The organism is Halobacillus faecis (assembly GCF_007991335.1).
Lineage (GTDB): Bacteria > Bacillota > Bacilli > Bacillales > Halobacillaceae > Halobacillus > Halobacillus faecis.
In genome coordinates this window covers 58,042-74,900 of the sequence record NZ_BJYD01000002.1, presented here as the reverse complement: position 1 = coordinate 74,900, position 16,859 = coordinate 58,042, and the positions used below count along the sequence as shown (strand labels likewise).

Annotated in this window: 13 protein-coding genes and 1 other annotated feature; all 13 genes read right to left on the bottom strand. The window is 41.8% G+C overall.

Annotation, left to right across the window (positions count from 1 at the left end; genetic code table 11):
• Positions 1-52 precede the first annotated feature (52 nt).
• Entirely contained in the window at positions 53-505 is a 453-nt protein-coding gene (locus HFA01_RS00865) for a prepilin-type N-terminal cleavage/methylation domain-containing protein (RefSeq protein ID WP_218027755.1), read from the bottom strand.
• A gap of 137 nt (positions 506-642) precedes the next feature.
• Complete coding sequence (locus HFA01_RS00860; protein ID WP_146812697.1) at positions 643-1,851, bottom strand: type II secretion system F family protein; 1,209 nt, start codon at positions 1,849-1,851, stop codon at positions 643-645.
• Between the two features lies 1 nt (position 1,852).
• On the bottom strand, positions 1,853-2,893 hold the full coding sequence (locus HFA01_RS00855; protein ID WP_146812696.1) for a type IV pilus twitching motility protein PilT: 1,041 nt from the start codon (positions 2,891-2,893) through the stop codon (positions 1,853-1,855).
• 14 nt (positions 2,894-2,907) lie between these two features.
• Positions 2,908-4,530 (bottom strand): GspE/PulE family protein, encoded by a 1,623-nt coding sequence (locus tag HFA01_RS00850; RefSeq protein ID WP_146812694.1) that lies wholly within the window; start codon positions 4,528-4,530, stop codon positions 2,908-2,910.
• A gap of 24 nt (positions 4,531-4,554) precedes the next feature.
• Positions 4,555-5,865, bottom strand: a complete 1,311-nt coding sequence (locus HFA01_RS00845) for a VanW family protein (protein ID WP_146812692.1) — start codon at positions 5,863-5,865, stop codon at positions 4,555-4,557.
• 30 nt (positions 5,866-5,895) lie between these two features.
• Positions 5,896-6,642 (bottom strand): PRC-barrel domain-containing protein, encoded by a 747-nt coding sequence (locus tag HFA01_RS00840; protein WP_146812690.1) that lies wholly within the window; start codon positions 6,640-6,642, stop codon positions 5,896-5,898.
• 17 nt (positions 6,643-6,659) lie between these two features.
• The gene (locus HFA01_RS00835; protein ID WP_146812688.1) at positions 6,660-8,024 is read right to left on the bottom strand and encodes a hypothetical protein; all 1,365 of its coding nucleotides are present in this window, start codon (positions 8,022-8,024) and stop codon (positions 6,660-6,662) included.
• 17 nt (positions 8,025-8,041) lie between these two features.
• A complete protein-coding gene (locus HFA01_RS00830) occupies positions 8,042-9,658 on the bottom strand; it encodes a bactofilin family protein (protein WP_146812687.1) in 1,617 nt (538 codons plus the stop codon).
• A 95-nt stretch (positions 9,659-9,753) separates the two neighbouring features.
• Positions 9,754-10,254: a PulJ/GspJ family protein gene (locus HFA01_RS00825; RefSeq protein WP_146812685.1), complete on the bottom strand. Its 501-nt coding sequence runs from the start codon at positions 10,252-10,254 to the stop codon at positions 9,754-9,756.
• Positions 10,251-10,661, bottom strand: a complete 411-nt coding sequence (locus tag HFA01_RS00820) for a PulJ/GspJ family protein (RefSeq protein ID WP_146812684.1) — start codon at positions 10,659-10,661, stop codon at positions 10,251-10,253. Before HFA01_RS00820 ends, HFA01_RS00825 begins: the two co-directional genes overlap by 4 nt.
• 117 nt (positions 10,662-10,778) lie before the next feature.
• Positions 10,779-12,512, bottom strand: coding sequence for a sensor domain-containing diguanylate cyclase (locus HFA01_RS00815; protein ID WP_146812683.1), 1,734 nt, complete (start codon positions 12,510-12,512; stop codon positions 10,779-10,781).
• Between the two features lie 62 nt (positions 12,513-12,574).
• Positions 12,575-13,873 (bottom strand): bifunctional folylpolyglutamate synthase/dihydrofolate synthase, encoded by a 1,299-nt coding sequence (locus HFA01_RS00810; protein WP_146812681.1) that lies wholly within the window; start codon positions 13,871-13,873, stop codon positions 12,575-12,577.
• A 57-nt stretch (positions 13,874-13,930) separates the two neighbouring features.
• Positions 13,931-16,573, bottom strand: coding sequence for a valine--tRNA ligase (locus HFA01_RS00805; RefSeq protein WP_146812680.1), 2,643 nt, complete (start codon positions 16,571-16,573; stop codon positions 13,931-13,933).
• 53 nt (positions 16,574-16,626) lie between these two features.
• Positions 16,627-16,852, bottom strand: a binding site (T-box leader).
• Positions 16,853-16,859: the final 7 nt, after the last annotated feature.

Here is a 16,859-nt window from a genome sequence, read left to right as displayed (position 1 = left end):
TATATCTCCTAAGATATCAATGGGGCTGCATAGTTACAGCCCCTTTTATTTTTTATCGGCTGTTTAATTGGTCTTTTGTCAAGCCACCAATATAGGTGGTTCCACCTTCTCCACCTGTACCGAGAGTAACATTATAAGTTACTTGGTCATTAACACCTTCTTCGTTATCCTCAGCAGTATCTTCCCCAATTACAACTTCTGCAGGGTTATATACACCATCTGTTTCTGGATCTTGAGGGACAGCGTCCAAATACCCAAGGTTTACTAAGTTTTGAGCTGTAACTGTATCACCAACTCCAACCTCTCCGCTTACGTGAGCTAGTCTAGCAGACTCTAATAGAGACAATGCGTTTGCATCATGTGCATCCTCCTCCGTATTACCAATAATACTCCCTATGGCTGGAATAGCAATCGCAGCAATAATCCCCAAAATAACAATAACGGCCAAAAGCTCAATCAACGTGAAACCTCTCTCATTCTTTAACATTTCTCTCAGCTTCTTCATTTTCTCTCTCCTTTTAGAGTATTTTCGAATTTCTGCCAATGGATATGTACTACTTTTTTCATTAGCAAAAGGTCCTATGTTCATTATAAAGGATAAAATGTGTGCAAACTAGCATTTTTGCACATTCTTACGAATTCTTAATTAATCGTGTCAAAGATTGAAAACATCGGCACTGCAATAGCTGCAACGATTCCCCCTACGACAAGTGCCAGGACTAGGATCATCAGAGGCTCAATTAACGTTTTTAATCGATCGGTTGTATATTCAAGCTCAGATTCATAGAATTCAGCTACTTTTGAAAGCATGTAGTCTAGAGAACCTGTCTCTTCTCCTACAGCCATCATTTGAATAACCAGAGGCGGAAAAATGGGATACTCCCGCAATGGATCGGACAGGTTATTCCCTTTTTCCAGCGATTTGTAACTATTCATAATTGCTCGTTCGACCACTTTATTCTCGACAACGTTTTGTGTCACTTGTAGTGATTTTAAAATGGGCACAGAACTATTCATAAGAGAACTTAATGTACTTGTCATCCGTACTAAAGCAGCTTTTTGTATTAATGGTCCAAACACAGGGATTTTCAACTTTAATACATCCAACGTATATTGCAGTTTCGGGTTTCGATCTACGAGCAACTTAAAAGCAACAAATAAAACCACCGGGATAAGAATCACAACGTACCAAAAGCTTTGAAAAAACTGGCTCATACTAAGCGTGAGCTGAGTGATCCAGGGAAGCTCTCCTCCCATTGTGTCAAACATGCTTGCAAACCTGGGAACGACGAAGGTTAATAGGAAAATGACGATACCGATGGCTATTAGACCAACCACAAGCGGGTAGGTCAAAGCTGAAATGATTTTCTGCCTTGTGTCGTACTGTTTCTCATAATAAACCGCCAAGCGTTCCAGGATGTCATCGAGATTACCTCCGACTTCCCCTGCCCGTACCATATTAATGAATAAGTTGGAAAAAATTTTCGAATGAGAAGCTGCTGCTTCAGAAAACGCTCGTCCACTTTCCAACTGATCACTGATGTCATAGAGAGCTTCACTTAATGCACGACTATTGGATTGTTTGGCAAGAATTTTTGTCGATTCAAGTAAAGAAATCCCCGCTCTAATGAGCGTAGAAAATTGCCTTAGGTATATGACAAAATCCTTAGGCTTTACAGGGCTTCCTATTTGGATGTCCTTCAGGAAGATACTGTCGATTTCTTTAATCTCCGAAATGGTAATGCCCTTCTCTTTCAATGACATGACCGCTTCTTTTCTAGAATTTGCACGCAACCTGCCCTTTTGAGCTTTGCCGAGAAGACTGCGTCCTTGATAGGAGTAATAGGGCATACTATAAGCCCCCTTCTTTCAAGTATGGCGCCGCATCACGTTCATCAATGACTTTTTCTTTAAGCAATTCCTGGATTGACATCTCGAGCGTTTGCATGTGCTGAGCCTTAGAGGTTTGCATCACATTTTCAATTTGGTGTATCTTCTCAACTCTAATCAGATTTTTTACTGCAGGTGTATTCAACAGAATTTCAACCGCAGCTCTTCTCCCCTTTTTATCTAAACGACGGAATAAGCGCTGAGAAACAATCGCCTGCAAAACGTTTGCAAGCTGGACCCTCACCTGCCCTTGCTGGTTTGGTGGAAAAACATCAATAATACGATCGATTGTGTCTGGGGCATTCGTCGTATGTAAGGTCCCGAATACAAGGTGACCGGTCTCGGCCGCCGTCAGTGCTGTTGAGATTGTCTCAAAGTCCCGTAGCTCCCCAACCAAAATCACATCAGGATCCTGACGAAGACATGAACGTAAACCATTCGCAAAATTTCTTGTATCGAATCCGACTTCCCGCTGATCTACAATGCAATTTTTATGGTTATGGGTGTACTCAATGGGATCCTCCAGAGTGATGATATGCTTACGAGCGGATTGGTTAATGTAATCAACCATCGAAGCGAGGGTCGTAGATTTCCCTGATCCTGTTGGGCCGGTGACGAGAACAAGCCCTTGGGCGTAGCTGCTGATCTTCTTTAATACTTGTGGCATATGGAGGTCTTCAATCGAAGGAATCTCTCGTGGAACAATCCTAACCGCCATCGACAGACAATTCCTTTGATAGTAAATATTTATCCGAAACCTTGAAACGCCTGCAATCCCATACGATACATCCACTTCACGGTTACTCACCAACTGTTGGTGTAAATCCTCAGATAAGATCGCCTTCGCCATCCCGTCCGTATCTACTGGTTTTAATGGGTTTTTCCCATACTTCCTTAACTGACCGTGGATCCGGAATATCGGAGGCACTCCAACTGTCAAATGAATATCGGAGGCCTCATATTCGTTCGCAACCGTCAGGAGCTGATTAAATTTATCTTTCACGTCTTACCACCTCGCTAGTCGACTTTTGCGACGCGAAGCACCTCTTCTAACGTCGTCAGTCCCTGCTTTACTTTCAACAAACCATCATCTAATAAGAAAAGCATGCCCTGCTTCAATGCGTAACGCCGGACTTGGTCCATACTGCCATTGTTCATCATCATCGTCCGGATTTCATCATCAATAACTAACACTTCTTGAATAGCCATACGGCCGCGGTATCCTGTATTTTGACAGCTGTCACAACCCGATCCTTTGTAGATGGTATCTGCCGTCATTCCACGTTTTTGAAACTGTCTTTTCTCCATCTCTGTCAGTGCATGTGCCTGCCTGCAATCCCGGCAAATTTTCCTGACTAACCGTTGTGCGACCACGCCCGATAAGGAAGAAACGACTAGATAAGGCTCTACATCCATATCGAATAAACGAGGGATTGTCGCTATCGCACTGTTCGTATGTAACGTACTCAAAACTAAGTGCCCCGTGAGAGAAGCACGAATGGCAATCTCTGCTGTTTCTGAATCCCGAATCTCACCGACCATCACGATATTAGGGTCCTGACGTAAAATCGAGCGGAGTCCTTTAGAGAAGGTTAATCCAATGGATGTGTTTACCTGGACTTGGTTCAGTCCTTCGATTTGATACTCAACAGGATCCTCTACCGTGATGATGTTGACATCGTCTGTATTTAAGCGATTCAAGGATGCATAAAGCGTTGAAGATTTTCCCGAACCCGTAGGACCTGTGATTAAGATGAGTCCAGAGGGCTGCTCAATCAATTGCTTATATTTCTGTGCATTGATCTTGTTAAAGCCAAGGTCTTCGATTGAACTCAATGCATTCGAAAGGTCAAGGATCCGAATGACGACTTTTTCACCATAGACTGTAGGAAGGATGGAGATTCTTAAATCAACCGGTGACCGATCAACGTTTGTTTTGATCCGCCCATCCTGTGGCAACCGGTTTTCAGTAATGTTTAGATTAGCCATGATCTTCACACGGGCGATCAGACTGTTTTGGAAAGACTTCGGTAACGTGCGTTCCGTCCTTAACACACCATCGATCCTGTATCGGATCAAAACCCGTGATTCTTGAGGGTCAATATGGATATCACTCGACTTAAGTTGGACACCCGCTTGGAGTAACTGGTCCACTAATTTAATCGCAGGTGCTTCATCCGTGTCTTCTTCATTTTCATCGAGACTCGAATCATTCAAATTATAATGGCGGTTAACGGCTTGGAGAATTTCATGCTTCGTTGCAATGACAGGAGAAATTTTAAAACCCGTAGATATTTTCAGATCATCGATAGAAAAATAGTCCATCGGATCAGCCATGGCTACAGTCAACTCCTCCCCTTTCCGTTGAATAGGAACAAGGAGGTTCCGAAGGGCAAATTCTTTACTTACTATGCTGATCACATTCGGATCAATAGGAAAATGAAACAAAGAAACGTGTGGTATACCCAGTTGGAATTCTAACACTTCAATCAATTGCTTTTCTGTTACGTAACCTTTTTCTACAAGTACGTCACCAAGCTTCTGGGTCGGCTTTTTGCTTTCCAAAGCTTCCTGGATCTGGTTCTCTTCAATAATTCCCGCGTCTTTTAGCAAATCGCCTAACCTTTTTCTCTTGATCATGACCAGCTCACCCTTTTTCTTCTATCACTTAGATTCTCCATCAGGAACGACTTCCCAGATCCCATCCTCATTTTTCTGCAATGACTTAGAATCACTGGATTTCCCTTCCCCGTCATCTTCTTCGGCACTATATTCTTCATCTTCAGAATTAGAGCGATTGTCTCCTGTTTCCGATTCAAAATTCTCTGCTGAACTCCCCTCTGAATCAGGAGGGTGCTCTTCCACTCTGGCTACCGGTGGGTAATAGTCTTCTGAAATAAACTCCTCTGCTCCATCGGATAAAGACCTGTCGATCCGATAAACCGATACGACCTGACCATCTTCTCCTTCTTGTAAGAGGTTAAATGTCTCATCATTTACAAGAGAGGAATATTGAATGATTGTTTTAGGTGATATTTCTTCACGATCCAACAACTGAACATGAAAGTCAGAGGTTGTCGGGTACCCGACCCATTGAACCTCAAGATTTCCACCCTCTACACTTACAGACAACTGATAGTCCCCGGAGAAAGGGTTGTACACTTTCAAGTCCTGACCTTGTTTCAGGTCTACATTCGCTTCCATACCTATTTCTGAGTACTCCGGCAATCGGTGACTGATATGTCTTTCCTGTATAATCATCCCTGCCTTAACACTCGCTCCATAAATCCCAGATGCCAGCACATCGAGGGAAACTTCATCGTAAATTCCATCACGATTTAACAAGCGGTTGAACGAAAAGACGGTCCCATCTTCAAACTCTTCTCCATCAAACAACTGTACCGCTCGTTCCATACTCGCTTCTTGTGGAATCACGACCATTTGCCCACCTATGCTTTCATATAGTGATGCCGCATTCCCTTTCACAAAGTCATAAGCGACATACTCTAGAGGTGAATCCACCATTTGTGCTGCATCTCTTTTCAGAGTTTCAATGAATTGTCCTTCCGAAAACTCCGCAGCGAGAGAAACATCCATATATGATTTCAAATCCTTCAAATAAGACTCATCAATGGTCACCTGGATATCACGAATGGTTGTATTCATTGCTTGTTCAACCGTTGATGCTACATCGAATTGAATCATTTCCGTATCAACGGTCAGTTCCTTCCCATCCACCTTGACAACAATCGAATGATTGTCTTTCCAGTTTTGTACCTTCTCTGAGAGCAGTTGAACTGCTTCTCCCCTACTTTTTTCTGAGACGTTAACAGAAGCAATCACTGTATTCTCCGGGAGGTGTTTTCCAGTGGTGACGTATTGAATAGCTGCTGAACTACCGATTGTAAAAAGAAACATCGACATCCCAACAGCAACTACTAAAGAAAGCAGCTTTAGATTCAATGATTGTTTCAACGTTTAACACCTCCTCTGGATCTATTTAAATTACTTTACATTCATGCTCAATTCGACCATGACACTCGGACCGTACTGCTTTAATTGATCAATTTCAGATTTAGTCAAGACCGCGCCTTTTGTAACAACGGTCTCCCCTTGGGAATTTACGATATTTTTTGTCGCTTGTTTCCCTTCCAGCAATTCATCCTGCTTACGGTCGAGATCATCCACACGCTCTTGGTTAGCGGTTGTAGAGAAGTGAAGGGTTTTCTTTGATTCTACTTGTGAGGGAGCTTTCTCCACTTCCCTAGTTTCCACTTCTCTTGTTGAAAACTCTTCATTTAGGATGATCAGGTTTTCACCATAGGTAATAATATACTCCGAAGAGACTTCAAAGTTGTTTTGCTCAGCTGTACTCACATCTACAGAGATGATTTGTCCATTCGTTTCGTTAACATAGTACTCCGTAATTTCTCCAACTAACTCTCCGACTCTCGTCATTACTCGAGCTCCTGTAATAGAAACCTTTTTATTAATCAATTGATTCGCAATCGGAATCTCATTTAAATCCAATATGGAATGACTGCTTTCAACCGTAATCGCATATTCTCCGATTCCGATGATTTTTTGGAATGGAATTGCCTTGACACTTACCTGCCAGTCTTCATGCTCTACCGTCAAAAAATCTACAGAACCTTTTTCTGGATTGATTACGATTGACTTCACTTTGCCGATCTCTTCCCCGGCCGAGATACTTATAATTGGAAAACCGATAATTTCTACGCTTTTTTTCATACCTTCCTACACACCCATCATTGTTTTATAAATTGACCTTGTTGTTTCAGTACATACCTTAACTCTTCGACAAGCAGGGAGTATGATGCGAACCTTTCAATCAACTCACCAACAAATAATTCAAGCTCATCTGATTTTTCGTACTTGATATAATACTTTATTAAGTATTTAGAGACAGAGTAGTATTCCAAATCTGGTAGGTTCTCAGATAGATGAGCTTTAACACAATTTTCATACTCAACTCCTGTCATTTGTGCTTCCATATATTCTATTTTCTTAATCATTAAATCAAGGAGCTGTTTCCTTAGCGTTTCATCTGCCACCAATATTTCCACTGGACCTTCTTTGAGAGCAAGACTGTCCTCGTTATCTTCAATATCCGATTCCAAATCATAATTGGTGGATGATTGAATATGTTCCTCCTGATTACTTGGAGGTATTTCTTTTTCCTGATCGGTCATTTCCCGGGTAATATCTTTGTCAGAATCTGTTGGTTTGTTGATTTCATTCATGACATCTTCTTCAGATTCAATATTTTCTTCCTCGATCCTATCGTCTATATCCTCCATATCATTCGGAAGCTCTTCGACTTGCACAGGTTCAAGTCCGAAAGCATTCTCTCCAATGTCTAGTTGGAGGTTCCTTTCCGCCATTAACTCTTCTTCTGTATCAACCTCGGATTCCTCAAGTCCTTCCCCAATGACTATACTTTCTTCTTTTATTCTTAACTGCGCAATCTCTTCGTCTAATAGAAAGCCTTCATCAGCATCGTCGGTATAGCTGAGCTTATCATCTAGCATTTCTATATCTTGGACATTCGAAGTTGGTTGTTCATTCTCTTGAATGACTTCATTATGCTCGTCCAAGTCAACTTCAGTGTCTATGTACGGCAAAGATTTTTCGTCTCCTACTTCAATAGCGGGAATTCCTTTTTGTTCTTCCTTCTTTTCATAGTCTTCATATAGAGAATGGTCCTCTTGTTGAGATTCTCTATCAGACAGAGGGGGTGTAACTTCTGACAAATCTTCATCCTCTAAAATATGCCCTTCACCACTTTCGTTAGGTTGCACCTCTTCATCCCCCCCGCTATCAAGGTGACTCTTTTGCACACCTGATGGATCGCTGGTGAGTTCTTGTCTATCCTCAAAGACGTGGGATGCTTTCTCCTGTAGTAGGATTGCACATACAACACCAAGGGTAAGCACAGCAAAGATCCCCATCCAGAACGTATAGGTAATTGTAGCAAGCAGCGCTAATGAGCTAATTAAAGCCCCTGTAAGCCACAAAATCATCCGGCCTTTCATAGCTAATTGCAATGGAATATATCGAAGAATGATAAATGCAATAGCAATGGTTGCTAGCCATATTAGTAGATCTGTCACTGCGTTGCCTCCTTCCTTTATTGACTATAAAAGTGTTGATCGATTTCTTTTACTGTTACTTTTTCAACGGTAGGTATCCCATCAGGTGGATTTAGAATAAGTCCTTGAGCATACTCTATGGTCAGCCTTGATAATTGTGGATTAATAGAATCTTGATTATTCTGGACATACAATGGATCACGGTTAGTTGAGAAGTTGGTGGAACCAGGGAAATAATTGTTACTGGACGATCCTTTTACAGCATTTAATGTTACATTTCTTCCATATACGCCTCCTAGGATCTTCAAGTTTGAGCCGACCCCGTAGATATCTAAATGGCTGTTCGTATAAAAAAAGGCATTTATTGTTTTCGGTTCATTGTTATACAAATTATTATTCGCGATTCTTAATTCCCCTTCACTTACTACAACGAGTGTTCCACCACTTTCGTTGGACAAGTTTTCTATACGTCCTCCCAACCGAGTGTAAAGTGTCCCGTTCATATTTAAGTCTTCTCTTATATCAATCTCATGATTTGTGTAGAGGCTTCCTTGAAAAGTCAGATTGCTGATATCAATCCCGCATTTATTATTTTTAGAGTTGTTTCCATTACAATTTTCATTTGTGGGATATCCATTGATATACATAAACTTTCCTTCTGGCAATAGGATGGTTCCAGTTAAGGTCGCATTTTCATGAACATAAATAGATCCATCAACAGTGAGTGATGACTCATCATTTCCATCCGGTTCAATTGTTATGTTCCCATCCACGATCAAGTTCCCATCCACTTTTAAGGTAGACCCTGTTAATTTGAGATCACCACGGATATAGGTATCTCCATAAAACCGATCGGGAGCTTTCGGAGACTTCCCTTGTCTTTCATAACCTTTTTTGATGACCTGATAGCCTTCAATCTCTTCTATATTGCCAGGATACCCTCTCGCGTTAATCTTGCTCATTGGGTCATTTTTTTTCTGATTAATATACTCTAATACCTTTAGCGGGGCAACATCAGGGTTTTCATCTACTATCCTAGGTTTCATTTCAAAGTAGGCGTCCAATTCCTCTTCTGAAATTTCCCAATCCCAAAGCCAGCCCGGGATCTCATACTGTCCCTTGACTGCCAAGTCCCCCTGGATCGATGGGTATGAAGTTTCAGCCCAAAGGCTATAGGCATTTGCTATAAAATTGGCCTCATCATGCAGCCTTAAATCATTACCAACAAAGACATCTCCCTTAATAAAAGGCGCACCATTCAACTTCATATCTCCAGGGGTAACAGCCCCATACCTGAATACATCCGCAATTGTAGAAATCGTAAATGTACGGACTAACGTTTTATTCGAACCTTCAACATCAACCTCTATGTCAATCCTTTGTAAAAAAACACCATTCTCTCCGTCTTTTAGGATCTTCTTCTTAATGAAACCATCCTCACCTAACTCTTGCTCTGCTTGATGAATCACACGGTTAATTTTACTAATCACCCCGCCTAAACCAGGAGTCGCTTCTGAAAGATCATCATTGATTTCATCGACACCCTTCATGATATGGGCCTGAGCTTCCTGTACGATCATTTCAGCGTCCGCTTTTGTCTCGATAAAATCAGTATTGGCAGAAGAAAATCGTTGAGAACCGATCGTATAACTCATCAAACTCAATCCTAAGATACTAAAGATGACAAACATAATTAGCACGGTAACAAGGACATAGCCATCTTCATTTTTAAAAAGGTTTCTCATTATCATCACTCAGTCCCAAGGCGAAAGATTTTTACCAGGTTGTAGGTTTCATCTGTATTTTCTTTAAAAATTTCTAAATGGACCGTCAACTTTTCACCATCAAGCTCGAATGTTGTATTAGATAAGTCCATATCATCAGCATTTTGCTGAATATCGTCGATAAATAAATGACCATTCTGAATGGAGACGTCTGTTGTTTCTTCTATGTAAGCAAAAGTTGAATCTTTGTCCATGCCATTTAAACGAGTCGAGGTTGCTTCGAAAGTTTGAAAGGTTGTTGGGTCATCGTTTTGGATTTCAATTGAATCCACATTGATCAAGTGTTCTTCTAAGCTTAAGATGAGGATATTCGCTTCTTTTCTTAGTTCGGTTTTTGTAGAGGACTTTTCAACGGCACCTGTGACGAAGTAGAACGCATGATAAGCAGCTACCATAACAATCATAGAGAGACTGATGACTGCAAGAAGTTCTACCAATGTCATCCCTTTTTCGCTTTTGATATTCATCGCTCAACATATCCTTCTAATCGAGTCTCCTTATTGTTTGACGACACTGTAACGACAATTTTTGTTAAGTAGTCACTCAAACTCGTCTTATCAGGATCAGTCACCAGTACTCGACCTTCATATTGTTCGACGCTTGAGGCCGACGGCAATTCCAGCAGTTCAGGGATGTTCACTACTATTTCCCCCTTGCCTTTCTCATCTTCCAAATCTTCCAGAGATTTAGATTGATAGGTTTTCAATAAACCATCAGCAATTTCCATGGTCGTAAAGTCCGCATCAATCGTATTGGATTGTGTCATTGTATTCATGACCATTTGTGTAGAGACAATGAATACGACAAGAAGCAAAGCCATAGCAACAACAACTTCTACTAGTGAGAATGCATTCTCCTTCCTAAAATCAGGCATTCGCCTTCTCTCCCAACTCACATCTAATATCAAAATTATAACGTATATATAGGACTTTGTCCTGTGAGAATTCGACAAATTACCCACTATGTACACAAAAAAACTGTTCAATAATAATCATTGAACAGTTTGAATGAGTTCCTTGTAACTTGCTACACGATCTCTCCCTCTTTGTTTTGCCCCAATATACATCGCTCGATCTGCTTGACGAATTAAATCAAATGCTTCTTCACAATGATCAGGATACGTAGCTACACCAATACTTGCTGTAACAAATACAGAGACAGGCTCTTTTGATTCATGGATATGTAAGTGGGAAAGAAACGGTTTTTGTGTGATGTGTGAGCGTATAGAATGGGCCGTTTCTAAAGCTTCCTCTTGATGATATCCCGGCAAAAGAAGCACAAATTCTTCTCCTCCATACCTCGCTAGTGTGCCATGTTCAGGTACTATCTCATGGAGCCTCTTCGCTAATGAAGCAAGGATTTCATTGCCACTTTCATGTCCGTATGTATCGTTCACACGCTTAAAGTGATCAATATCCAATAAAACGAGGGAAATGGGTTCTACATTCTCTTGCTGTTGATTGATTTCAAAAACGTTCACAATGTGGTCCTCAAAGAATCGATAATTGTATAAGCCCGTAAGTGCACAACGCTCACTTTCTGCTTTTGTTTTCTCATAGTGCCTGGCATTATCGATCGCCACACCTAAATAGTTGCCCAGTATATTTACGATCATAAACTGAAACTGCAGGAAAGCTCTCTTTTTGGTGGAGTAGATTGTAATGACTCCAACAATTTCCCCGTTTCTTTCTACAGGTACAGACAAGACCGTTTCAGCGCGGTCAGGCGTATATTGATTTTCTAAGTGGGACCATTCTGATTTCTTTTTATAGAAGACGCTTTCCCCTCCCTTCCATGTATTGCCACTGATGCTTTGACCCATGGAAAGTTGGATATTAGGAAAATCGATTTCACCGGAGCGATCAAAAAAACGAATCAGCTCCAACCGTTTGTCTTTTTTAACATCATACACATAAATATAATCCACAGGAAGCAGTTTACTCAATCGATCGACGAAGACATCAAGCACTTCTTTGACTCCGAGTTTTCCCGTCAGTTCATGCCCGATAATACTCGTCTCTCTTAAATATGTATTCACTTGATTACTGTTGTGGTAAAGCATCATCATCCCTGAAATGAAAACGAAAGGAATACCGACAAAGAAAATCGCACTCATGCCGAATTCTGTATAAACGATATAAAGCACAAAACCAATGGGCAGGACAAGACCCGATGTCAGTAGTTCCCAGACAAAGCCTCTGTCGTTCCATTTAATCTCTTTTTTATATAGTACATTGGCTACAAATTTAATTGAGAATTGGTTGAGCACAATTTGTGAAAGTGCATAACTCACGATGGGGATGGCATCCCCGATATCACTCACAGCTGATGGCCCGTGCGTTCCACCTAGAGCATAATAGATCCCAGCGGACACTACGGATATTAGTAAAAACATAAACAAGTTAATGGGCAATCGATGAAGGTTTGTTCTACCAAGCCTCATTTTTGCCATTAATGCTAAAATAGCCACTTGAGAAACGATAATTTCTATGAAAAGTCCATAGTATAAAAAAACTGCAAATGCGATTCCCTGCGTAAAAAATACGGGGTGGTCTCCGATTTGCAGCGGAAATAAAGCTACGATGGAAGCAAGGATGATAAACGCAACAATCTCGATCCTGTTTCCTTCTAATACGGGGGATAACCACAAGTACAAGTAAACTAAACTAGCTGGCCATATCGATGCCCATACCATCCAAACTACATATTTCTTTTGCTTCGTCATCCTACCACCCCGCCCCAAGGACCTATACTATTAACCAAAAGAATATTCAGAACATTCCTATACTAGCATAAATTTTCATTACATTCAAAATATTTCCTCGCCTGGGAAATAAAATACAGCGATCCCGTAATAAGCAGGATACCCTCTTCTCCAACATCGATAGAGGCGTTACGAATGGCCTGCCTGAAATCTTCAACAGCGATTGTCTCTTTAATCGGAGAGTACTCAGCAAGCTCATGGCCTTTTAAAGCTCTCGGAAATTCAAAAGTTGTCATATAAGCTTTGTCGACAACACTCTCCAGCTGTCTTAACATTTTTTTCACAGGCTTGTCTTCCAGTGCAGAATAAACGAGAACAATATACTTGCCAGAGTAATGACGCTTCACCGTTTCAACAAGAGCACTCGTCCCCTCTTCATTATGAGCGCCATCTATAATCGTCAAAGGCTTGTCCTTCATTTTCTCGAACCTCGCGGGCCATCGGGTAGATGCAATTCCTTTTTCATAAAGACTTCGGTCTATTTGAACCCCAAGAGACCTTAACACTTCTGCAGATTGAATAGCTAAAGCCGCATTTTCTACCTGATGAGGTCCTTTCATTGGACTTACATAGGCCTGAGAATGGAACGATTCATTTGAGAAAACAAACTTCTCGCCTTCCTTCCTGCTATCCTGATGGACGACATCAAAATCATCTCCAAGTCTGAACATCTTTGAATGACATGACCTTGCTTTGTTGGTAATCATATTTATGGCTTCCTGCTGCTTAACCGCAGTAACTACAGGGATGGAAGGCTTGATGATCCCCGCTTTTTCTTCAGCGATTTCTTCAATTGTAGACCCAAGAACATTCATATGATCATGTCCAATATTCGTAATAACGGATAGAACAGGAGTTAGGATATTCGTTGAATCAAACCTTCCTCCCAAACCTGTTTCAATGATCACAAAATCAAGGGAAGCCTCAGAAAAATACAACATGGCCATGGCTGTTATAATTTCAAATTCTGTAGGTTCACCTAAAGACGTTTGTTTTAATTCTTCAGATAGAGGTTTGACTCTAAAAGCTAATTCAGCCAAAACTTTATCTGGAATAGCTTGGCCATCCACACTGATTCGCTCATTAAACTTCTCTATGTAAGGAGAAGTGAAGGTGCCAACAGACATCCCTTGCTGTTGAAGGATATGCCGAAGAAAAGAGAGGGTGGACCCTTTTCCGTTCGTTCCTGCGATATGAACAGCTTTGAATTTTTTCTCTGGGTGATCGAGCCTCTCCATCATCCATTCCATCCGCTTCAAACCTGGCTTCACTTTAAATTTCTCTCTGGAGTGAATCCAATCAATGGCTTCCTCATACTGCATGTTCTATTCCCTCTTTTCAAAAAAGGAGAGTACTCCGTAGAATACCCTCCTCCTCCATTATGCTTTTAACTCTTTGATTCGCGCTTCTACTTTAGCACGCTTATCCAGGTAGTCTGTTTCTTTTTTGCGTTCTTCTTCAACGACATGTTCTGGGGCTTTACTTACGAAACCTTCATTGGAAAGTTTCTTTTGAACACGTGTGACTTCCTGATCCCATTTCTTCCATTCGTTCTCAAGACGCTTGATTTCATCTTCGATATTGATCAAGCCAGCTAATGGAAGATACAATTCCGCTCCTGTAATGACAGCAGACATCGCTTTTTCAGGGGCCTGCAAGTCTGTGGCAATCGTCAATTCACTAGGGTTGCAGAACCTCTCTAAATAGTCGCGGTTCTTCTCAAGTTCATTGACGATCGCATCGTCTTTTGCCTGGATCATCAGCTGGATCTCTTTGGACATCGGTGTATCCACTTCTGAGCGGATATTACGAACAGAACGGATGATGGAAACAAGACGATTCATCTCTTCCACCGCTTCTTCATTATGGAAATCTTCCCTTACCACCGGCCATGATGCCTGGGTAATGGACTCACCTTCATGAGGAAGGTGCTGCCAGATTTCTTCTGTAATGAAAGGCATAAATGGATGAAGCATCCGCATCGTCTGATCGAGTGTGTACGCAAGAATGGAACGGGTCGTATGGATACGCCCTTCGTCTTCTCCATACAATGGCAGCTTCGCCATTTCAATATACCAATCACAGAAGTCATCCCAAATGAAGTTGTAAAGGTGACGGCCAGCTTCCCCGAATTCATATTTATCAATGTTTGTTGTCACATGCTCAATGGTTTGGTTGAGACGAGTCAAAATCCATTGATCAGCTACTGATTTTTCACCAGTGATATCAATATCTTCATATTTCAAATCACCCATGTTCATCAAGGCAAAACGAGAAGCGTTCCAGATCTTATTAGCAAAGTTCCACGTTGATTCTACCTTCTCCCAGTGGAAGCGCAAGTCCTGACCAGGAGATGATCCTGTGGACAAGAAATAACGAAGAGAATCGGCCCCGTATTTATCGATGACATCCATCGGATCGACACCATTTCCAAGCGATTTACTCATCTTACGTCCTTCTGCATCACGAACAAGTCCGTGAATAAGAACATCATTAAATGGACGCTCATTCGTAAATTCAAGCGATTGGAAAATCATACGGCTAACCCAGAAGCCAATGATGTCATATCCTGTAACGAGTACATTGGTTGGGAAGTAGCGCTTATAATCTTCACTATTTTCATCTGGCCACCCCATTGTCGAGAAAGGCCAGAGGGCGGAGGAGAACCAAGTATCAAGCACATCTTCATCCTGCTTCCAGTTTTCTGGATCTTTCGGTTCTTCCTTGCCCACATATACTTCGCCAGTTTCTTTATGGTACCAGGCTGGTATACGGTGACCCCACCATAATTGTCTGGAAATACACCAATCTCTTGTATTCTCCATCCAGTGTAGATATGGCTTTTCAAATCGATCCGGGACAAACTGTACTTGATCGTCTCCCTTTTGCAAATCGATGGAAGCATCAGCAAGTGGTTTCATATCAACAAACCATTGTGTGGAAAGATAAGGTTCAACGACTGCCCCGCTTCGCTCAGAGTGACCAACCGAGTGCATGTGTTCTTCGATTTCAAAGAGAACACCGTCCGCTTGTAAATCCTTCACGATTTGTTTCCGGCATTCAAAACGATCCATGCCTTTGTACTTGCCGGCGTTCTCATTCATCGTTCCGTCTTCATTCATAACAAGGATTCGTTCCAAGTTGTGACGGTTACCGATCTCAAAGTCGTTAGGGTCGTGCGCTGGAGTAATTTTCACAGCACCAGAACCAAACTCCATATCGACATAATCATCAGCTACAATTTCGATTTCACGGCCGACAATCGGCAGAATCGCTTTTTTACCGATCAGGTGCTTGTAGCGATCATCTTCCGGGTGCACCGCAATGGCTGTATCCCCAAGCATCGTCTCCGGACGTGTCGTCGCAATCTCAATCGTGCCTTCTTCATCTTTCAATGGGTAGCGCATATGGTAAAAGGCACCTTGCACATCTTTATACTCCACTTCAATATCAGACAAAGCGGTTTGGGTGGCAGGGTCCCAGTTGATGATGTACTCTCCTCGGTAAATCAGACCTTTCTCATAAAGGGTGACAAACACTTCTTTAACCGCTTCAGAAAGACCCTCATCAAGAGTAAAACGTTCACGAGAATAGTCCAGTCCAAGCCCGAGTTTTTCCCACTGGGCACGAATGAATTTCGCATACTCATGCTTCCACTCCCACGATTTTTCGAGGAATTTTTCACGGCCGAGGTCATGACGGGAGATGCCTTCTTCACGAAGTTTCGCATCCACTTTTGCTTGTGTAGCAATCCCCGCATGGTCCATGCCTGGAAGCCATAGTACATCATAGCCCTGCATCCGCTTCACACGTGTCAGGATATCCTGTAATGTCGTGTCCCACGCATGACCGAGGTGCAGCTTCCCTGTTACGTTCGGCGGTGGAATGACGATTGTATAAGGTTCCTTGTTTTTATCTCCTGTAGCTTCAAAAAATTTACCATCTACCCAGTACTGATACCGGTCCTTTTCAACAGCGGCCGGATCATACTTTGTAGGCATTGAAAGATCTTGTTGATCCATGTGATCTTCCTCCTTTTATTCTCTTTATAAAAATAAAAAACCCTTTCATCCTCAAAAAGGACGAAAGGGTTCATTTCCGTGGTACCACCTTTAATTTACAGGAAGTCATTCCTGTACACTTAAATAAAAATAACGGCTTCTAACCGGCTTCTCCTACTCATTGTTCAAAGAAGCTGCATCAAGGGCGACCTTCCATGAACAGGATTCCTGGAAAACTCTCACCATTTGTTTTCCTCTCTGAAGGACTGTTTATGTACTCTTCCCTATCTAAGCATTTCACGTATAA